The following is a 19,756-nucleotide window of genomic DNA, read 5'->3' on the forward strand; positions in this document are numbered from 1 at the left end:
CTCATGTTTCCAACGGCCACGATTTTAGTGGCCGTTTTTATTTCATTGAAACGGGCACTAACCTTTTTGGTAACGCCATTTACCATTGTTAGCAGTTTGTTTACTATGACTTAACAGATTGATATAGGAATACGTAATGACACGCATTAGGCAAAAAAATCAGGACTTGATCATTGAAGTTGCGAGTGAACAGTTTGCGACTCAAGGATACGCTGCGACGAAAATGATCGATATTGCCAAGGCCGCTGATATCCCTAAGGCGAACGTATTCTACTATTTCAGTTCCAAAGACAAGCTCTATTACGCCGTATTGCAGACCGTGACGCAACCCCTGCTTGAAGCATCTCGACCGATTGAAGAGTTGAGTGATCCGGTTGAGGCTCTGAGCCAGTACATTGAGGCGAAGCTACGTATTTCGAGAGATCATCCCCATGCGTCAAAAGTATTTGCCAACGAAGTGATGTCGGGTGCGAAAGCTCTGCCAAAAGACATTGGTGATGAGCTGTTTAAACAGGCTCGAATGATGATGGACAAGTTCTCGACGTGGTCTCAGCTTGGATATATGGATGAAGTTCCTCCTCAACACCTCATGTTTACCATCTGGGCTGCGACACAGACCTACGCAGACTTTGGCTGGCAGATCTGTAATGTGATGCAGAAACCTCAGCTTGATAACGAAGACTATCGTCAGGCTGCTGAGTTTTTAACCCAATTAGTCATCAAAGGCTGCGGAGTTAAGAGCAACGGCTAGGTGATTGAGCTAATTTCTATCCACAGTGATGTCAGAAATATAGCCATTGCCTACTCCTTGTGCCGGTAATCACGCTCATCATATTCTCCGCTTTACCTATTATTGAATCGCGCCGTGATGCGGGTTTTGATGATATACTCCCCCGCTGGCTGTTCCTGTGAGCTATCACACCATATGGACGCTATCACTGTTTCTTCGCTAGTTGCTAAGGTCGTTAATTCATGTCATTCAGTACTCTTTTACTTAGTCCTGAGCTCGTGAGCTCATTATCTGCTGATATCAGTAAACCAACCGATATCCAAACTCTGGTGATTCCTGAGCTATTGGCAGGAAAGGATCTCATCGCACTAGCGAACACTGGGAGTGGTAAAACGTTAGCTTATGCCTTACCACTCGTAGAGAAGATTAAGGCTGACCCTAAACAGCAAGCGGTGGTACTCGTTCCAACACGTGAGTTAGCAATACAGGTAACTCAGGTTTTTAACCAGACTGCGGCTGCGTTTAACTTATCGGCCATCTGTCTGTGTGGTGGTGTGGATAAAGCTGAACAACAGCAAGCTCTTTTGCAGCAACCGGAGATCATTGTTGCGACAACGGGCCGTCTGCTTGACCTTATCAATGATGGACTGAATTTGAACAGTGTCTCTTATTTGGTTCTCGATGAAGCGGATCGTTTATTGGATATGGGCTTCTGGCCTGATGTACAAACCATTGCCAGCCGTACTAATCCACAACGTCAGACAGCGATGTTTTCGGCGACTTTTTCAGATCAGCTTAAAAAACAGGCCAGCACCTTGATGTGTAGTGCAATTGAACTTAGCGCTCATCAGCAAAATAGTACCAATAAAGATGTTTCTGAAAGTTTGTATCTGGTTAACAAAGGGAGCAAAACGAAGGCTTTGATCGAATTGATTCAACAGAATAAGTGGTCACAGGTTTTGGTGTTTATTGGTGCCAAAGAAAACGCAGATGCTCTAAGTAAAAAACTTAATAAGGCGGGTATTGTTAGCCAAGCTCTACATGGAAACAAAGATCAGAATGAACGGGAGCAGATTCTAGCTCAATTCAAGACAGGTCAGAGTCAGGTTCTGATTGCTACCGATCTGTTAGCGCGTGGTGTTCATATCGATCAACTGCCAGCCGTTGTTAACTTTGAGCTGCCGATGCATGCTGAAACATACGTTCATCGCGTTGGCCGTACCGCTAGGGCAGGAGAGCAGGGGATGGCGCTTTCATTAGTCTGCCATGGTGAAACAGAAGCGCTGAATGCCATTCGAGCACTGACTCAGCGTGAGCTGCCTTTGGCTGAATTGGAGGGTTTCCCGGTAACCGATAAGCCTTCAACTGGTGAAAGCAAACGTGCGCCGCGCGATAAAAAAGCCAACCGCCGCACCAACAACAAGAAGAGTATTAAGCAGTTTCAGGGTAAGCGCCCGGCACCACGCGCAAAATAGTCTTGCTAAGAGTCTTTAGTATATCTCTGTGTTTGAGAGAATTTTACAAGCTCGCAGTTATGAATAGCCTGCTTGTGCTATGCAGAGAATTGTTGCCCTTCAACCATTAGCGCATCTAGTTTCACAATCAAGAGTTTCATTTTTGGAAATACTGATTTTCCATATTTCCATCAAACGCTCGCTACTATGTTAAAAAAAATCAAAATGCATCCAGGAGGGGCATTACATATAACTAGTAAAGAGGCTTGAAATGAACTCAACAAAAACACTTATTTTAGACAACCAACCAATTATTCGAAGTGCAATAGCATGCATGCTTAAAGACATTGCGACTCAGACTAATATTTTCCAATCAAATTCAATTCAAGATGCACGTAGGATCCTGAGAGAACATAGTATAGACATGATAATACTAGACATTAGATTGAAAGATGGAAGCGGATTGGATTTTATACAACGTATTCGACAAGGTGGATTTGGAGGCAAGATATTGTTTTTTTCGTCACATGAGAATCACGTATATAGTAATACGGCTAAAAGTATTGGTGCGAATGGGTATATTCTCAAAACTGAGGAGTCTTCGTTAATTGTTGATGCAATTTTATCAATCATCAGAGGATACACCGTATTCAAACAGCGCTTATTTAAAGAAAACGATATTCCTAAGTTGTCTGAGCGTGAATCATTAGTTTTTAGTTACTTATCCAAAGGCTACACTAACAAAAAAATATCAGAGGTATTATCTTTGAGCTCAAAAACGGTGAGTACTTATAAGTCTAGAATTCTAGAAAAATACAATGCTAGTTCTATTATCGAAATAATAGATTTTCAACAAGCGTAATTAAGTGCCTTACAGAAGACCTACGTCGTGACTTATTAATATTGTTGTAATAATATTAATAAGTCACGGCTCGAAAGTATAAGATAATTCCGTATCATTACTATTTTTTTACAGTAAATAAATACTGGTTACTGTTGCGACCAATGTCGGTATTACGACTTTTGATTCGCTTGGGATTCATTTTTCATTCGTCTGTCGCGTAGCAACAAAGAGCCAAATTAAAGACGATAAGTAAGCACGAAGAGTAACACTAATTGTCAGATGTAGTTGATGATGAGAACTGATGATCTTTCTAAAGTATGCGCGTTAAAGATTTCGATTTTATCAACAGTATGCTCGACGCAACCTTGTTGCTCGGTAAAAGAGCGATCGTGCAAACTCAACTTGCAAGGTTCCTGAATGACTCTTCCTTTAAACGTGATTTGGCCGCTTACAGATTTAAATTTTGCTTCTAAACCACCATTCGACGGGGTGTTTGGTAAGTCACTTTTAGACATTACCGACGCAGAAAATAGTAGACATAAAGTCAAAAAACACCTCATTTTTCATACTCCTCACGGTTTTTCATACTTAGTAGTTAGTAGATAAATCGCAAGTAAGCAAGAAATTTCTTACATTGATTGAATGGAGCTAACGTTAAAGTTTACACCATGCTTTCCCCTTCCCCGTAAATGTTCTTCATATTTAGTGCAATTTTAACAGCAATGAGCGTTACTTTTGTTGTTGTATAATGACTTTTACAACGCGATGATTATTTACAGCATATCGTTGAATATCCGGGCGGGTTAAGTCGAGTTTGATTTTGTACTCATACCGTTTTTCCTGAGGCTGCCCTGTGTTAGTACATGAGTTAAGTTCGATCTTCTCTGTCTTTGTATAAGCAGATTCGTCGATAGTAGTCTCAAAAAAAGTTAATGTCTCAGAAATTACATCAATGTGATAGCCAATGCCTTGATAAACACTTTTAGCAGATAGTTTTGTGATAGTTTTTGAAGCAGTTTTTTCACACGTTTTTACAAAATAAGAAATATGATCTCCGTATGAAAAATAACTGCTATCAGACGTAAAACCTGCGTCCTGGTAAAGTAAATTTTCACCGTCAAAGAGTGCTACTTGATAGTTGTACTGAGCGGGCGAATCTTTGGCCAAAACCGATAAACTTGCTAGTAAAGAAAATAACGCTATCGTCAGTAATTTGGTTTTCATCATATCATGTCAGAGTTAATCATTTCACAGCATAATATCAGTGCTAGTGAACTGAAATAAAATTTAGGTTAATACCATCGAATAGAAAATAAAAATTACTATTGGTCAGAGTATAAAACGATTAATAACTGATAGATAACACTACAGTTTTTACGATCCAAAGTAATAAATTCACTCCGTTTACCAAGTTTTTATAAGAAAGGAAAATTAGACGTACTGGTTAACAGGATTATTTATGAATAGACGATTGTTAACTAAAAAAATAGTTAAGACACTTCCGACCTACGTTCTTCCATTACTTGAGAATACATGTTTGCTTTCACACCGTAAATTATTTGAATATGGTGTTGATCAAGTACAACGATACCATGTGCCCCATGTTGTTTTAATTGTTGTTGATCTACAATGAAAGTATTGTGAAGTGTTAGTCGTAAACGCGTCGCACATGCGCCTGTTTCAATTAAGTTATCCATACCTCCAATTGCTTGTAGAATAACATCTACATCTTGCTCTAGATTAGGGTTTACCAGAGTTATTGCTTTGAGTGGATGAGAAAAAAATTGTCGCATAAAGTTAAGCTCATTCTTTAAAGTAGAAACCGTACCACAAAGATAAGTTCACAGTAAATACACCAATTATGATTTATAATCCCATTTTTGGTTAAGAAAGAATTAAGTGACTTGACGAGCGTATTATCCTACATAAATTTGATTGTTCATGATGTAGCTAATTGTTGTAATATTCGAATGATTCAAACTAAAGATTCGTAATGTTATGAAGGTTAGTTATAAATTTTTTGTACTTGTATTGATGGTTTTTAATACCGACGCTTCAGAATTGGATAGTGGAGAGTGCTCGTTCTCAAATCAAAGGCTTGTATATTCTGGTGCAGATTTACCAAGTACTAACAGTATTTATCTGGATGGTGAAGTACTCGGTCAGCTTCTAATTTCTTATAGTTATACATGTAAAATAAACTCCAAAACGAATAATGGTATGTCACTACAAATCGGCACAGTAGGAGCGAGTTCGAGTCATATATCGGGAGTTGACTACAGAAGTAATGTGAAAGGGATTCAACTCAAAGCCAAAGTGCTGCAGTCGCAAGTTGCGGATTAAGTGGCATGAACTACATTTAGAGAAGTTTATAACCCGCACAAATACTACCATTAGCGGTTCTTCAGGAATTCTAGCGTTTGATGTCGTTAAGTCTGGAGAAGTCAGTGATGTTACATCGGTAAAGTTAAATTTAGAGAGACCATTCAGATTAATATCTTATTTGTGGACCCAGTCTGTTCAGGATAGCTATCCTGATACAAGTGATGTATTAGATTCTGGTGATATCCCGGTCTATAATACGTCTTGTGTTAATATGCATTCTGCCATTGCTGATATATCAGCGAAGAGAAACGAAGTGAATGAACATTCCAATCTAATTCTGAATTGCTCGGATAGTTCGGTGATGCAAAACAATGCGGATTTGCTTATCAGTCCAGTAATTAACACGGGTCTATCACTAAGTTCAAAAAGTTACACGTTGGCGTATGATTCTGATGGGTGGGCTTTGTCTATGAACTTATTCAATAGTGTTAGAGCTGAAAATCAGATGCGGCTTTCTAACTCACACAATTTTAACCATACTAATGGAAGCATTGGTGTCAATATTCCAATGCGAGATAAGTATTTGTTTGGGGCCCAAGCAATCTATGGAATCTACAGCTTTAAAACTGAACTACCTGGGAGGTCAAACTAAATTCAATCTCCAATCTACTCTGCTATCACATCAAACATCCTGATTAATCCTTACTAGTAAGTAAGGTCAGCTTTCCAAAAACAAGGAGAGTTGACACACCAAAACTACGCTATTACAAGCTAAAGCCAAAGTCATAAAAAAACCAATAAAATATCAAACCATCGAGCGGTTAAATGCCAATGTGTCACCTCTTTCAAATGATATTGAACTGTATATTACTTCCAAGGTTCAGGCGTACTACCTTGCTGTTTGGCACGCCCCTATTTTTTAACAACTTAATAGTGTTTGCTTCGCCCTATTCTATGTTGTCAAAAAACTCCGTTTGAATAGGAGAGGATTTTATAACATTAGACATTGTGCGAAGAAATATTTTAGTCAACATTTCGTTTTGTTGAGCATGATGATATAACCCAATCGTCAACCCTGTTGTTGGTAGTGGCCAAGTGATGTATGGGGCTTTGTAATAGTCAGCTATAAATTTTGGGACGAAGAAGCAGAGTTTTTCACGATGAACTAATTTCATTGCCGAATTTAGGTTATCGGTTATACATGGGAAAAAGTTAAATGTGAAGCCATGTTTGTTTGCAATATTGTTCAAGTTTGTCTCTACATCATTCCAGTCTTTTAGTCTTAGAAACATGAAGTCATTCTTAAGAGTAAGCTGTGCTAATGTTTTCCCTGTGTCCTCTATGGGACAAATTACGACTAATTCACTTTCAATAATACGTTTGTATTTAACCTTGCCAGGGTGAGAAACTAAGTTTAAATGTATGCCAAAGTCTAATTCTTCGTTTTGAATTTGTTGATTGGTCTTAGAGTCCCAAGTGAACAGCTCTATACTTGTATTTGGAAACTGCTTATGTAATTGAAGAGATATCTCATCACCATAAAGTTCCATTAGAATATGCGTAACAGCGGCTCTTATAGGCTTTCGATATTGCTCACTTGAAATCGTATTTTTAGATGCAAGTGTATAGCGAATATCTCTAAGCATTATATCTATCTGAGGTGCGACACTTTTGACATACTCCGTTGGAATCATTTTATTATCCGATCGTACAAAAAGAGGGTCTTCTAATTGCTCTCTTAGCTTTGCGATATCTTTACTGACAGAGCTTGTGGTTTTGCCCAGCCTTTGACCAGCTAGTGATAAGCTTTGCGTCTGGTACACAGCTAAAAGCGTATACAATAAGTGCAGGTTTTCTATCTTTTTCATAGGGCTAAAGTGCTCATATCAATAAAGTTATGCAATGTAGTATATTTCGCACGCAGCACTTAATCTAGTCTTACATAAACATCTCATATAATCGGATAACATAGTTCACCATAAGCCTAGTAGATTTCTTTACTTTAACGAAAACAGATAGTAACAACAGAGATCATACTTGCCGGCTTGCAATTGAACTAACTTGCTTGAGTATCTATTCAATCCAAATAGGGAAAGAAAATGTATCAATTTGTTACACCGTCATTAGTGATATTACTATCAGTATCGCTGATAGTGATCGTAATTAGCGTGAAACAACGTATGCGAAGTAATGGTCGATTTATTTGGAGTAATGATGTTATTTCTGAAATGCCTAGTTTGATCTTTTTAGAACATGGAAAGAAGAATACATTAGAAGCATGTAATTGCCCATATTATGATATGTGTTTAATGTCTGGAGGATGTCAAGTATATAATCAGATCAATGGGAGAGAGGAAAATGTTTTCAATTTAAAAAATATGTCCTCAGAAAAGCGATGTGAATTTGGAATTGTCGATAAAGTTCGCGTTACAAAACGAGCGATATCCAATAGCAAAAAAATATTAACAGTGGTTGATGATGTTACGCGTGAATATGAGTATTGTTCAGCGCTCGAGAAAGCACATAGTTTGGCAGAACAAGCTGTACAAAGTCGTGAGCGATTTTTGGCAACCATGAGTCATGAGCTTAGAACACCAATTGCGTCTATGGTCGGTTTGTTGGATCTAATGTCTTATGAGGATAGAAGTGTTTCGGATAACTATAAATTAAAAAGTTTGATGTCTTCTGCTAAGAACTTACAGTTACTCGTTAACGATATTCTTGATTACAGTAAGTTAGATAGTCAAGGTATATCGCTAGTAGAGCAGTATGTATCGTACACAGATCTTCTTGGAGACTTAATTAGATTGCATGAGGCGTCTGCGAGAGAAAAGGGATTGGTTTTCGAGACACGTTGGGAGTATAGCGAAGTAGATCATATATTGATTGACTCACTTAGATTAAGTCAGGTAGTGAATAATATTCTATCAAATGCAGTCAAGTTTACAGAATATGGTCGAATTAAAGTTACTGTTAGTGTGTCGAAGCAACGCATAACTATAATTGTCGATGATACGGGAATTGGTATTAGCGAAGATAAACTCGCTTTTATCTTTGATCCATTTCGACAGGCCGATGACTCTATTGAACGAAGATACGGCGGTACTGGCCTCGGCTTAGCAATTGTGAAAAGACTCACTAAGTTGATGTCTGGTGACATTTCTATTAACTCCGTAGAAGGACAAAGTACGTCAGTACAAGTTTCTCTTCCTATCAAAGGCTATAAATACAGAGATAAATGCTTTTGTTTTAGGTACTCAGGAAAAAATGAACAAGTTTTAGAGTGGTTTACATCTTTATGTCACTTCAATGATAACTGTATGAAAATTGTTGACTCGATTGATGACATAGAACCGAATGATGACAATGAGCGTTACGTTCTTTTAAACAACAATCATTTAGGAATGGGCTTTGACAACGAAAGACGTATTTGGCAGGTTAATACCGAACCGTTCTATCCAGACTTATTTTATAAGTGTAAGGAAAAAATAAGTAAAAATAAGCAAGGTATTATCGGAGAAAACGAAAACACGTTAGTAGGATTAACGGTGTTAATAGCTGAGGATAATCCCATTAACCAATATATGTTGGGTGAACAGATGGAGCTATTGGGTGTTAAGGCTGTAATTGTTTCAGATGGCATTGAAGCCCAGAGAGAGTTACAGATAAATGGCGATTCTTACGATATGTTAATAACAGATGTACACATGCCGAAGATGGATGGTATATCTTTAGTGAAATGGGTTAGAGATAACTTAAATTCATTCAAAAACAAGCCAATATTAGGATGTACAGCAGAGCATTCAAAGTCATTGAGGAAAAAAATGCTCGATTTTGATGACGTAATCTTGAAACCTTTTGAAGTTAAAAGTTTGTTTAAAGTATTGTCAAGCAATAAAGTTAAGTGCAAAAGGTTTTCTGGTAAAAATAAAAAAATATCTGATTATATTTCTAATCTACCTGATGATAAAAAGAAAAACTTGTACAAAATATATAGAGATACTATGACAAAAGATTTGCATTTAATTGAATCCGAATCTGATCGTGGACATATTGGAAGGATTGCTCACAAAATAAAAGGTGGGGCGAATTCTTTAGGGGAGTTTGAAATAGGTGATATTGCAGGGAAATTAGAATCGGTATGCCGCAATGACTTTGCAAGTGCAGAGGAACTTAGTGAGGCAAAAGCAGATTTGATTGAAGTTTTATACAATAAATTGAGAGAATCCGACAGTGGTCATGTATAAGAATGTTTTGTTGATTGATGATAGCAATATTGATAGAGAAGTCACAAACGTGTATTTAAAAGATCTAGGAGTGGATGAGGTTCAGCACGCGGAAAATGGAGAGATAGCATCTAGAATATTAGCAACTGAAAGATTCGAATTAATCATTTGTGATATTGATATGCCTATATGCGATGGTCTAGATTTTGTCCGCATACTTGCTACGATTGACAAGTCTATCCCTATATTAATGATTAGCTCTGTTGCTCAAAGTTATTCCCAATCACTGGTGCTGATGGCAGAGCAATTAGGGCTTAAACACGTTAGCTTTCTTCAAAAACCTTTGTGTATTGACACCATAGAAGAAACTTTACGGTGCCTGTTGTTTAGTCAAAGCATGAATGTAGTGAAATCGTATGACCACTTTAAGTTGCGTGATTTACTCTCCGCTTTATATGGGAACCAGATAGTAAACTACTATCAGAAGAAAGTGGCGATAGGCTCCATGGAAGTTGTCGGCTATGAAGTGCTTTCTCGTTTTGAACACCCGACTCAAGGGACAATCCCCCCAAGCAGGTTCCTTACTGATGATCTGCCTACAAGCTTTTATACCCAACTCTTTCTCCTAAGCCTAGAGAAGGCAATATGTTATTGGAAACAAGCTTCTATTGATGTTTCATTTTCAATAAATGCGCCACCTGATATTTTTTCTAATTCAGGCTTGGTCAAATCTATAATCGAGTTAGTAAATTCTTATAACTTTAACTTTGATAAAATAATTATTGAAGTGACAGAAGGTAAGGAATATTTTCTTAACTGTGATTTTTTATACGCTTTTAATAAGTTATCTCTTGTCGGTGTGAAGTTCTCAATCGATGACTTTGGCGATGATTATGCCACATATAAAAAATTGGCGAGCCTTGCATTTCACGAACTTAAAATATCTCGACAACTAATATTAGCAGGAAGTGAGGATGAGAAAACCTATGCATTGATTAAAAATATCGTTTTGGTTTGCCGAGATCTTAATATTCAGACTGTAGCGGAAGGAATTGAAAATCAAGATCTATTTAGATTGGCTAAAGATCTGAGATTTGACATTTGTCAGGGTTTTTTGTTGGGTAAGCCAAGCCCCCAAATATAGAGGTTTAGTAGATGAAAATTTTGATTGTTGACGATCATCCGCTTGTCTGTGCAGCACTTAAACAGGTGATAGAAGATCATTTCCAACATGCAAATGTAGAGCAAGTCTTTGAAGCAGATAAGGCTTTGTTACATTTGGCAGAAAACAAGGTCGACTTACTCATACTAGATATCGAGTTGGATGGTGATGATGGTTTCGAACTGTTGAACAAAGCAAAGTTGACTGGTTTTGAGGGCAAAACCATTATTATCTCAAGTAAAGATGAGCAGTTATGTAGTGATATCGCTATTAATGCTGGTGTATCAGGTTACCTAGATAAGAAAGAAAGTGTCACTCGTGCAGTTGATGCGATTAACGCTGTGCTGAATGGTTACACTTTTTTTCGGTCACACCAAGGGAGGATGGTTGTTAAGCTTTCTAACCAAGAGAGTACAGTGCTTCGGTTGTTGCTAGAAGGACATACAAACAAGTCGGTAGCGAGAAAAATGGACATAAGCGAGAAAACGGTGAGTACCTATAAACGCCGAGTCCTTGACAAATATGGTGTTAAGTCAGTTTTCAACCTGGTTAAACATCTCAAGGTGATTTCCCTCTAAGAAAACAAACTTTTCCCAACGATACATCACTTGATACTAATATGACACTTCGTTTATAGGTTATTAATACATTGCATCTTACGAGGTAGTCATGCATCAAGAAAAGCGAATTAACTTTCTAATTGTTGAATCACAGCCTTTGCTACGTCATTCTTTGGTTAAGTTTTTAGAAAATCAAGAATTTACTGGGGATATCTATAGTCTGGACAATTGTTCTAAACTGGCTAACGAATTGAAGAGTAGGCCTGTGCACTGTATTATATTTGATCCCCTTTATGATTTGTCTACAGCATCAAAAATAACGAGTTTTTTAAAAGAGTCATATCCAAATATATACATTATTGCATATAGTATGAATACGTCTCTATCTTATATTCGACTTTTTAATAAAATGAATATTAAAGGTGTTGTTTCTCGACTAGATTCAATTGAAATACTTCAGTCGGCTTTAGTCGCTGCAGTAAAGGGCTTCGAGTTCAAAAAGTCTGTTAGCTATAATCAAGAGCATAAAGTTCAATTGTCAGCGCGTGAGATTACGGTATTGAAATTACTAACAGAGGGACATAGAAATAAAGAGGTTGCTAGGAGGCTTAACATTAGTGATAAAACTGTGTCGACTTATAAGAAGAGAGTGCTAGACAAGTTCAATGTTTCTAGCATTATGGATATTCTACCTAAAGATACCTCTCGTAGTTTTGTTGTTTGATTTTGTATTTTATTTGAAAATCTTGATATGACAGGACACTTCAAATGGAGAATATTAGGATTGATTATTTTATATGGTAAACGGTCTTGATAAGACTCCTGACCGTTTTAATATTGATTGCGCTTAAGTAAGTTGATTTCTATGAAATTAGAATAATCTATCACGGATAGATACGTTGTTTGTTATCAGTGGTGTACAGAGCCTAATTCTTGAAAAATAAAGTTACAGAAGCAAAAAACAAGACAGCAAGGGAGTTAGCTAGTAACCCCCTCTATACAATAAAACCTACTAAAATTTATATGACAGACCAACGGATGTAGAACCAAAAGAAAGGTTGCTATCAGTCTGGCTAAGGTTAGAGGGTTTTTTATCAACATTGATTCCATCAGCTTGAGTTATAGCTCTGATGGTTAGGTTTGCTATTGGAGAATATTCAACGCCAACTCCAAAGTGCAATCCTAGTCCGCTATCTTCCTCCAGCAAAGACTCGCTATTCGCACGGAGGTTAACATAGCCTAGTCCAATTAGGGCAAATGGGCGTATTGTATTCTCAAAGGTGTAACCTAGGTTAGCAGATATAGACGTCGAAATAGGGGCCATTAACTTTTTGCCTCTATGCTCCATATTTCCGTAATCGTTGTAGTTTGCTTCGATGCCAACTATGCGATTAAAATGATAACCACCATAAAAATTATATCCCAATCCATCAGCATCTAGACTGATGTAATTATCCGTGCTGGCACTTTGGGATAACCCAATATCTACACCAACATATGACCCTTCATATTTTTCATTAGCTGAAGCGTACATTGTAATGCAGAACAAAGGTACAATTAAAGTTACGCGTTTTTTTATTATCATTGCGAATATATCTCCATTAATAGATGCGCATTGATATGATATTTCCTTTTGTTTTTTAGTAAACACCTATGAGTGAAGGAATTTTGAAGTTATCTTGTAGGGTAATTCGGTCTCGGTCGAGTTACTGAGAAGGTGCTAAAGCAACCAAATTTTTAACGAATTTTTTATTTTTCAGATTGGCCTAAAATTCTGACGTCCTTCAGTTGCTAAATTGTCGAATATACCAATTGTTATTACCCGTAACAGTTGTTGTTATATTATTCTTTAGCCGCTTGGTTCGATATGCTAGGTGTTTATTTTAAACAAGTTCAATGAGGCGAATTTTAAGCGTTTCAATGCTCGATCTTGTTTCATATGATTAAGTCGAACGTTTATTACACCCAGACTATTTCGGTTAACTTAATCCATTGTGGAAAATCTATTGGGACAGGTGTGTAGGAAACATATTACAGCTCACGGACTGATGTCCTACATAAGTCGTGCGTCAAATTTTTAATAATATAACTTCACTAGTGAGTGAAACTCACTATCCATTGAAAACAATAGAAAGGATATAAGCGACCATGAGAAATATCATAATCAAAGGAACTATTTTTAGTTGCATGTTACTAGCAAGTACAGCCTCTCAAGCAGCGGATGGACAAATTACCTTCAACGGTAAGATTGCGGCTGGTTCATGTAAAGTAGATGGCGCTGCTACCGGTGGTGGCTCCGTAGATAAAAATTTAAACATGACAATGCCAAGCATTAGCAGCTCAGCTATAGGGACAGCGGTAGGCTCACGTGCTGGTATGACTGCGTTCACGATTTCACTTTCAGACTGTAAAGGTCAGAGTGCTACGGTAGCCGAACAAATGCGAGTGACTTTTGCTGGTCAAGGTGACCCATCAAATGCATATGTTTTAAAGAACACTGCAACTACGGGTGCAGCAACAGGTGTTGGTATTCAATTACTAAAAGCGGATGGAACCAGCGTTATCGACATCAATGGTGGTAGCAACAAGTCGGACGAAACAACGCTGCCGCTTTCAGGCGATGCTGGACAGTCTTATATACTCAATTTTAATGCAGCGTACGTCAATGTCAGTGGCTCTGCACCTACTGCAGGTGTTGTAACAGCGACAGCAACCTACGCCATCGAATACAACTAAACTTCTCGTTTTAAATCCTCCCATATGGGAACTATTCCATTGGAACGGTTCCCAGTTATTCACTCAGACCGGAATGTAGAATGAAATCAGATGGCATTATTTATTCTCTATTATTACTGCTATTTGCTTATCAGGTGGAAAGTTCTGAGTACGATCTGAATTTTATGAATAGCAATATTATCGGAAAGGAGATAGATACTTATTGGTTTGAGCGAGGCATTTCGCCAGGTAGCCATATGATTGACGTGGAGCTTAATGGACTTAACGCTCAGCGAATGCTAATCAAGTTTGTAGAAGACACCACGGGTAACCTTCAGCCGTGCTTCTCAAAAAAACAATTGAATAGTTTGAGCATTAAAGTCCCTGAAATGAGTAGAAGTTGCTATATGGTTACGGACATCAATCCTAACGCGGCAACTGCGAACTATGTTTCTTCACAGTCATCTCTAGTTGTTAGTGTTCCTGATATCAATATAGAAAAGCCTGATGGAAAACTAAAAACGCCGTCTTCTAACTGGGACGAAGGTATTAATAGCGTTAAATTTAATTACAACTCGTATATTAGTGGCACAAATAATTCGTCTGATGTAAATGGCTATTTGGGTGTCCAAGCGCTAGCAAGTTTTGGTATGTGGCGTTTAAAAGGCGGAGGAAACCTATACAAAAGTGGCAACGATTTAAACTCTAACGTGAGTGATTTTTTTGTTTACAGAGATATAGATTCTATTACATCTCGAGCAAGCTTTGGTGAAATACGCTCCGGCAACATTTCTGCTGTCAATGGTTCATTGCCTTTGACTGGCATTCATCTCGAAAAAGCAACTAATATGTATAAATCCCACTGGAACAACTATGTCCCCATTTTAAGAGATACCGCTTTAAGTTCAGCTAAAGTTACCGTTCTTCAAAACGGATTAGTGCTGTACAGTCGAGTAGTTCCACCGGGAGAGTTCGCCATTGATGATCTTGACGTATCAAGTACAGGTGCGGATTTAGAACTCATTATTGAAGAAAGTGATGGGCAAATTAGGCGCAGAACAATCCCCTTTACTAAGCTGCCTTCTTTACTTCGCGAAGGTAATTTTAACTATTCCTTATCTGCTGGACAATATCGTAACTCTCACTCCTCTTTTCAACCGGTGGTTTTAACTGGTGGTTTGGAGTATGGACTTGGGATCGTTACACCTAAGTTTTCTACGTTGCTATCCGACCAATATCATTATGGCGAATTGGGATTAACTTATGACCTAGGACAGTTTGGAGCACTATCTCTCGAAGGTGGTGCATTGCGCTATTCTGGTTTAGAAGACCAACGGCAGTATAGTGGTTTTATTATTAAAAGCTTGTATGCAAAACAGTTTTATCGTTCATCCACAAGCCTACAGTTGGTCGGTTATCAATACCGGTCTCCTGATTTTCAGACCTTTGAAGAGTATGTTTCTACCTTATATCAACCTGATATCAGCAGAACTGAGCTCGGTTTGCGAAACAGATTTGAAGTTTCACTTAGTCAACCATTCAGCGAGGCAACATTGTATTTATCATATAAGTATGACACTTATCATGATTCACCGTTGAGTGGCACCTCGCTTTATTCATCGCTCAGTTTTAGCTTTGGTCGAGCTTCTGTAGGTTTGAACTATACCATCAGCGATACAGTTCTAGCCAACTATGGAGTGAGTAGTGATAGAAGGTTGGGTCTTTCGTTATCCCTACCACTTGGCGAAAATAGAGACAGTAGCGTGGTATTCTCATCCACTCATAGGAAAGACACGGGGGCATTTAACAACCAGCTATCGTACAACGGAACTGTAGGAGATTATGACTACACCACTAGTGTTGCGCATGATACAGACACCGATAAAAATTCAGTATCCGCAAATGTAAGAGCCACGAAATCTTATGGACAGTTTTCTGCGAATGTTCAATCTCACGGAAAAGTGACATCTGGTAGCTTAAGTGCGAATGGCGGCCTGCTTGCCTATCAAGGAGGCATTGTCGCCACTCAGTACTTGGGCGAGACTTCCGCAATCGTTAAGGTTGATAATGCCAATGACTTGGTTGTTAATCACAACCCGACGACAAGAACCAATAGAAATGGTGTCGCAGTTGTTCCTTATGCAAATGACTATGGTTCTAATAAGATCCATATCAACGCTGAGAAAAACCCTGATGTTCAGTTAGTGGAGTTCAGTAAAACCTACGTCCCTAGGAGAGGTTCGACCGTGTTAGTCAGCCTAAAAGCTCGCGTAGGAAAACGCGCGCTAGTGAAACTACACGCCGAAGATAATTTGTTTGGAGAGCCTGTTGTTTCAATAGATAACCAAAACGACGAGGTGTCTTTCGTAGGAACCGATAATATTGTTTATCTATCAGGTATTAAGCCTGGTGAGTCAACAACTTTCATTGTTGGTTCTGACCTTTGTAAATTTTCATTGAATGTAAGCCCTGACTCTAAAAATTTGCAGAACATCGTTGAGCGAAATTGTAATTAGGTACAAAAATGTTATTGAAATCTTTGTTAGTTATTGTCGTTAGTATTTTACCCATTATTCAAGCGTATGCCGGAGTGCGTCCAATAAATACAAGGGAGGTGATGTCAACGTCCAAGGAGCATCAAATCGATATTATCAATGACTCTACGGGGGAGTACCTTGTTCAGTCTTGGATTGAGGACACCGAAGGAAATACTAGCAGCCTCCCATTGGTATTAACGCCACCTGTCTTTAAGCTGGGTGCTAAAGAAAGAGGTTTTGTAAGAATACTTCCTGTTGGTAACAATCTTGCTAAAGACCGAGAAAGTATTTTTTTCCTTTCAGTACAAGAAATTCCAAAAAAATCTCTTAAGGGCCAAAATCAGTTAAGCATAGCGGTAAGAACTCGAATAAAAGTCATTGTTCGACCGGAACAGTTAGATATGCAAGGGTTAGATGATGCAGCAAAAGAACTTTCTTGGAAAATCATTGAGAAGGATGGAAAAAACTACTTGCAGTCATCCAATAATAGCCCTTACTACCTAAGCCTTGGCCACTTATCAGTAACCAGTGGTAGTATTTCCAAAATGCTTGATGACAGATTCAACATGACGCCACCTTTCGGTCAGCAAAAATATGCACTACCTGATGGAATCAACGTGAAAAATATGACGTTGGAATACGGAATTATTAATGACTATGGTGGTTTAAGTGAAATTCAAACTGTTAACTTTTAGCATCTGTATGGCCGTGTATTCGGAAGCATGGTCAACTCCCAATCCTATAGATGATGACACTGTACATACCGACTACTTTGGCTTTGCAACAGGTTACCAGCCTACATATAACTACTTTTCTCCCAAAATCAATTATGGTGTAAGTATCACTCCATCATTGGTGCTTGATTCTCGTTTTGGCTACAACAACAGCACAGAGTTAGACAGTAAGAACTTTCAAGCTAGAGTTTCTTTATTTGGGAGAACATCTTTTTCTTCGAGCACTTCACTACTTAATGGCTCGTTCATTCAGTATGAAGATGGTAACAACCCATTTCAAGCAGGGGTCTCAAGTATTCTTCAGCTTCAACTTGATAAGGAGGTCACACTTTGGGGAGAAGTAGCTGCTGTAGTTAAGAAAGAGACTGAAGTAAAAGTGAATCCAGAGTTTACTGTGGGGATTTCATGGGCACTTTCCACTTCAAGGCAAGCTAGCTCCATAATTTCACAACCACTTTCCGCTGTAGACCTAGGGCTTGTAACGCAGGATGTATCAGATCCTGCTTCGCTACAACAGCCGGCAACCATTTCAGAAAAGGCTGTAATTGAAGTCACACGGGTGTTTGAAGTAAATTCAAGTTACGTTACCAATGATTCGGCACTCAAAGAAAGTATTCAATATCTTCACGTACACCCTAATTTGAACGCTCGAATCGTTATCAAAAACTCCAAGGATGGGCCACAAGAGTATAATGATTGGATCGGTCAACGTAGAGTACATAGATTGCGTGAGTTTTACGCAACCCATGGTATAGGTATATACCGACTCGAAGTTAGTTATTCTACTAAGGATGAGATTCTTCAACCATTGGTTCAAATATCATATTTCAAAACCAAAAAATCTTAGTTCTTATAATCCATATTTATTTTTGATTTATGGCAATCCGTCTGCGCCTTGGTTTTTCTATAAGTTTTTGCAACCCATTTTTTACTCAAATAGTGAAAGATATATAAACTAATATAGAAGTAACTTATTTATCGGAAGTTGCTACGATTGAAGTGAATGCAGGTTACTCTCGCTAAATAACGTTTAATATGTGAGGTTATTTTATAGTTTTGTTAAATCGGTATCAGGCGCCGACTTTTATCAATCAATCCTACTTGAGCACGTTTCTTTACCATAAATATATCGGCAAAGCTTAGTGCAAGAGGCCTTAAAAAGTAGAATGCTGAGTATGTCCCCCGATTCAGATTGAGATTGATAGTCTGCGATAAACTTATAACTAGTTATATTTGAAAACTTTAATATTAAGTAGATTGGGAGTTAATCAATTGTACTGAACAGATAACAAAGCTTGAAAACTGTAGTCACCATAACCTGAACCGCTCCCAAGGGAAAAATGCGCTCGCATTGGAATGGTAAAGCTACTCCCCCCGCTGCTATTGCTAAATTGGTACATAGTTGAAAACTTCATTTGAGTTTCCGCTCCGACACTATTGAAAATGTTCATTGATACTATTCGTCCACCTGAATTATACAATAATGACTGGCTGTCAGAACTTAAGGTTACACCGGCAGTCATCACTGGGTTGACCGTCAATTCGATGTTGTTTTGCATTACCGAACTATTAGAACAGTTCAATACTATATTGAAGCGACTACTCACTTCGTTATTCTGTAAAGGGATTAACCGCGGAACTTCAACAATGGAAGGGTGTGTAATATCGCAAGATGCGTTATAAACCGGAATGTCATCAGTACTGTCCATATCGCTATGGTGAGGGTAGACAGGTTTCAGGTCCCAAAACACCGAAGATGCTATTCTAAATGGATGTTCTAAGTTTAAGTTCACTGACGTGCTAGCATTACTTATTGTACCTGACTTAATGACCTGAAAAGTGGCGATATTAGATGTACCCCATTGATACCCACCGCCGACATTGTGTATTGCAAACTCACCAGCCTGACCCCCGAATTTGTTTACGGAGAAATTTGATTTTAAAATAATTCCATCAATATTGCTTCGGTATATTCGATTGGCTCCAGTGTAGCTGGCTCCCGCTCCATAAGTCCCTATGATACCTTGATATGTGCTAGCATGGCATTCAAAGTCGAACTTGATGTACATAGTACCGAGCACATCACCATCAAGGTAAATATCATTCGCGCCTGGAAAACTAGCGCCCACATAATCGAGTTTTAAGTTCGTGAATATGCATTCGCCCTCTTCTAGTGCTAGTGCAGAAAATGACGTTGAAACAGTGAGTAACAGCAAAATAGAAAACAAACTAAGTTTACGCATATAACCTCTCAGAAAAGCACATATATAATACATAACCCCCACATAAATGCCTGTGCGTTTATTCCTACATACTTGATAGTTTTCGCCGAATAACCTTTTTTCGAGGAAAACTAAGCTAGCCGAACAAACACTATGAATATGCCTGTGGAAACTGTTCGACCACCTGAGCTATACAATAATGGGCTACTGCGGGGGGGGGGGGGGGGGGGGTGTTATATATAGAAGT

The 19,756-nt window shown here is 38.4% G+C and carries 17 protein-coding genes; 12 read left to right on the forward strand and 5 right to left on the reverse strand.

Annotated elements, in window-relative coordinates:
* Positions 1 to 136 precede the first annotated feature (136 nt).
* The 3 genes from ACQEXP_RS18645 (at position 137) to ACQEXP_RS18655 (ending at position 3,046) form a co-directional block, all read left to right on the forward strand.
* A complete protein-coding gene (locus ACQEXP_RS18645) occupies positions 137 to 751 on the forward strand; it encodes a TetR/AcrR family transcriptional regulator (RefSeq protein ID WP_269375336.1) in 615 nt (204 codons plus the stop codon).
* 221 nt (positions 752 to 972) lie between these two features.
* The gene (locus ACQEXP_RS18650) at positions 973 to 2,205 is read left to right on the forward strand and encodes a DEAD/DEAH box helicase (protein WP_426971206.1); all 1,233 of its coding nucleotides are present in this window, start codon (positions 973 to 975) and stop codon (positions 2,203 to 2,205) included.
* Between the two features lie 250 nt (positions 2,206 to 2,455).
* Positions 2,456 to 3,046 carry a response regulator gene (locus ACQEXP_RS18655; protein WP_426971207.1) on the forward strand — a complete coding sequence of 197 codons (591 nt, stop codon included), beginning with the start codon at positions 2,456 to 2,458 and terminating at the stop codon, positions 3,044 to 3,046.
* A 711-nt stretch (positions 3,047 to 3,757) separates the two neighbouring features.
* Here the strand turns inward: ACQEXP_RS18655 and ACQEXP_RS18660 are convergent.
* Both ACQEXP_RS18660 and ACQEXP_RS18665 read right to left on the reverse strand, forming a co-directional pair.
* Entirely contained in the window at positions 3,758 to 4,255 is a 498-nt protein-coding gene (locus ACQEXP_RS18660; protein ID WP_426971208.1) for a hypothetical protein, read from the reverse strand.
* 263 nt (positions 4,256 to 4,518) lie between these two features.
* On the reverse strand, positions 4,519 to 4,821 hold the full coding sequence (locus ACQEXP_RS18665) for a glucose PTS transporter subunit EIIB (RefSeq protein ID WP_426971209.1): 303 nt from the start codon (positions 4,819 to 4,821) through the stop codon (positions 4,519 to 4,521).
* 427 nt (positions 4,822 to 5,248) lie between these two features.
* Here ACQEXP_RS18665 and ACQEXP_RS18670 point away from each other — a divergent pair, with 427 nt between their 5' ends.
* The gene (locus ACQEXP_RS18670) at positions 5,249 to 5,371 is read left to right on the forward strand and encodes a hypothetical protein (RefSeq protein WP_426971210.1); all 123 of its coding nucleotides are present in this window, start codon (positions 5,249 to 5,251) and stop codon (positions 5,369 to 5,371) included.
* Between the two features lie 929 nt (positions 5,372 to 6,300).
* Here ACQEXP_RS18670 and ACQEXP_RS18675 read toward each other — a convergent pair.
* A complete protein-coding gene (locus tag ACQEXP_RS18675) occupies positions 6,301 to 7,221 on the reverse strand; it encodes a LysR family transcriptional regulator (protein ID WP_426971211.1) in 921 nt (306 codons plus the stop codon).
* 231 nt (positions 7,222 to 7,452) lie between these two features.
* Between ACQEXP_RS18675 and ACQEXP_RS18680 the strand changes: the two genes are divergently transcribed.
* From ACQEXP_RS18680 to ACQEXP_RS18695, 4 genes are all read left to right on the forward strand, one after another.
* Positions 7,453 to 9,600 carry an ATP-binding response regulator gene (locus ACQEXP_RS18680; RefSeq protein WP_426971212.1) on the forward strand — a complete coding sequence of 716 codons (2,148 nt, stop codon included), beginning with the start codon at positions 7,453 to 7,455 and terminating at the stop codon, positions 9,598 to 9,600.
* A complete protein-coding gene (locus ACQEXP_RS18685) occupies positions 9,593 to 10,723 on the forward strand; it encodes an EAL domain-containing response regulator (protein ID WP_426971213.1) in 1,131 nt (376 codons plus the stop codon). Before ACQEXP_RS18680 ends, ACQEXP_RS18685 begins: the two co-directional genes overlap by 8 nt.
* Positions 10,724 to 10,734: 11 nt before the next feature.
* Complete coding sequence (locus tag ACQEXP_RS18690) at positions 10,735 to 11,319, forward strand: response regulator (RefSeq protein WP_426971214.1); 585 nt, start codon at positions 10,735 to 10,737, stop codon at positions 11,317 to 11,319.
* Between the two features lie 91 nt (positions 11,320 to 11,410).
* Positions 11,411 to 12,025, forward strand: coding sequence for a response regulator transcription factor (locus ACQEXP_RS18695; RefSeq protein WP_426971215.1), 615 nt, complete (start codon positions 11,411 to 11,413; stop codon positions 12,023 to 12,025).
* 288 nt (positions 12,026 to 12,313) lie between these two features.
* Here ACQEXP_RS18695 and ACQEXP_RS18700 read toward each other — a convergent pair whose 3' ends face one another.
* Positions 12,314 to 12,886 (reverse strand): porin family protein, encoded by a 573-nt coding sequence (locus ACQEXP_RS18700; protein WP_426971216.1) that lies wholly within the window; start codon positions 12,884 to 12,886, stop codon positions 12,314 to 12,316.
* A 602-nt stretch (positions 12,887 to 13,488) separates the two neighbouring features.
* Between ACQEXP_RS18700 and ACQEXP_RS18705 the strand changes: the two genes are divergently transcribed.
* The 4 genes from ACQEXP_RS18705 (at position 13,489) to ACQEXP_RS18720 (ending at position 18,134) form a co-directional block, all read left to right on the forward strand.
* Entirely contained in the window at positions 13,489 to 14,037 is a 549-nt protein-coding gene (locus tag ACQEXP_RS18705) for a fimbrial protein (protein WP_426971217.1), read from the forward strand.
* 80 nt (positions 14,038 to 14,117) lie between these two features.
* Positions 14,118 to 16,532, forward strand: a complete 2,415-nt coding sequence (locus ACQEXP_RS18710) for a fimbria/pilus outer membrane usher protein (RefSeq protein ID WP_426971218.1) — start codon at positions 14,118 to 14,120, stop codon at positions 16,530 to 16,532.
* Between the two features lie 8 nt (positions 16,533 to 16,540).
* Positions 16,541 to 17,248 (forward strand): fimbrial biogenesis chaperone, encoded by a 708-nt coding sequence (locus ACQEXP_RS18715; RefSeq protein WP_426971219.1) that lies wholly within the window; start codon positions 16,541 to 16,543, stop codon positions 17,246 to 17,248.
* Entirely contained in the window at positions 17,223 to 18,134 is a 912-nt protein-coding gene (locus ACQEXP_RS18720; RefSeq protein ID WP_426971220.1) for an OmpA family protein, read from the forward strand. Before ACQEXP_RS18715 ends, ACQEXP_RS18720 begins: the two co-directional genes overlap by 26 nt.
* Before the next feature lie 421 nt (positions 18,135 to 18,555).
* Here the strand turns inward: ACQEXP_RS18720 and ACQEXP_RS18725 are convergent, their stop codons facing one another.
* Positions 18,556 to 19,530 carry a hypothetical protein gene (locus tag ACQEXP_RS18725; RefSeq protein WP_426971221.1) on the reverse strand — a complete coding sequence of 325 codons (975 nt, stop codon included), beginning with the start codon at positions 19,528 to 19,530 and terminating at the stop codon, positions 18,556 to 18,558.
* Positions 19,531 to 19,756 lie beyond the last annotated feature (226 nt).

It is taken from the genome of Vibrio sp. TRT 1302 (assembly GCF_050113875.1).
Classification (GTDB): Bacteria; Pseudomonadota; Gammaproteobacteria; order Enterobacterales; family Vibrionaceae; genus Vibrio.

Coding starts and splice junctions, on each gene's coding strand:
- ACQEXP_RS18670 (WP_426971210.1), top strand. CDS start 5,249: ATGTCACTACAAATCGGCACAGTAGGAGCGAGTTCGAGTCATATATCG.
- ACQEXP_RS18690 (WP_426971214.1), top strand. CDS start 10,735: ATGAAAATTTTGATTGTTGACGATCATCCGCTTGTCTGTGCAGCACTT.
- ACQEXP_RS18685 (WP_426971213.1), top strand. CDS start 9,593: ATGTATAAGAATGTTTTGTTGATTGATGATAGCAATATTGATAGAGAA.
- ACQEXP_RS18665 (WP_426971209.1), bottom strand. CDS start 4,821: ATGCGACAATTTTTTTCTCATCCACTCAAAGCAATAACTCTGGTAAAC.
- ACQEXP_RS18675 (WP_426971211.1), bottom strand. CDS start 7,221: ATGAAAAAGATAGAAAACCTGCACTTATTGTATACGCTTTTAGCTGTG.
- ACQEXP_RS18725 (WP_426971221.1), bottom strand. CDS start 19,530: ATGCGTAAACTTAGTTTGTTTTCTATTTTGCTGTTACTCACTGTTTCA.
- ACQEXP_RS18680 (WP_426971212.1), top strand. CDS start 7,453: ATGTATCAATTTGTTACACCGTCATTAGTGATATTACTATCAGTATCG.
- ACQEXP_RS18655 (WP_426971207.1), top strand. CDS start 2,456: ATGAACTCAACAAAAACACTTATTTTAGACAACCAACCAATTATTCGA.
- ACQEXP_RS18695 (WP_426971215.1), top strand. CDS start 11,411: ATGCATCAAGAAAAGCGAATTAACTTTCTAATTGTTGAATCACAGCCT.
- ACQEXP_RS18705 (WP_426971217.1), top strand. CDS start 13,489: ATGTTACTAGCAAGTACAGCCTCTCAAGCAGCGGATGGACAAATTACC.
- ACQEXP_RS18715 (WP_426971219.1), top strand. CDS start 16,541: ATGTTATTGAAATCTTTGTTAGTTATTGTCGTTAGTATTTTACCCATT.
- ACQEXP_RS18660 (WP_426971208.1), bottom strand. CDS start 4,255: ATGATGAAAACCAAATTACTGACGATAGCGTTATTTTCTTTACTAGCA.
- ACQEXP_RS18700 (WP_426971216.1), bottom strand. CDS start 12,886: ATGATAATAAAAAAACGCGTAACTTTAATTGTACCTTTGTTCTGCATT.
- ACQEXP_RS18710 (WP_426971218.1), top strand. CDS start 14,118: ATGAAATCAGATGGCATTATTTATTCTCTATTATTACTGCTATTTGCT.
- ACQEXP_RS18645 (WP_269375336.1), top strand. CDS start 137: ATGACACGCATTAGGCAAAAAAATCAGGACTTGATCATTGAAGTTGCG.
- ACQEXP_RS18650 (WP_426971206.1), top strand. CDS start 973: ATGTCATTCAGTACTCTTTTACTTAGTCCTGAGCTCGTGAGCTCATTA.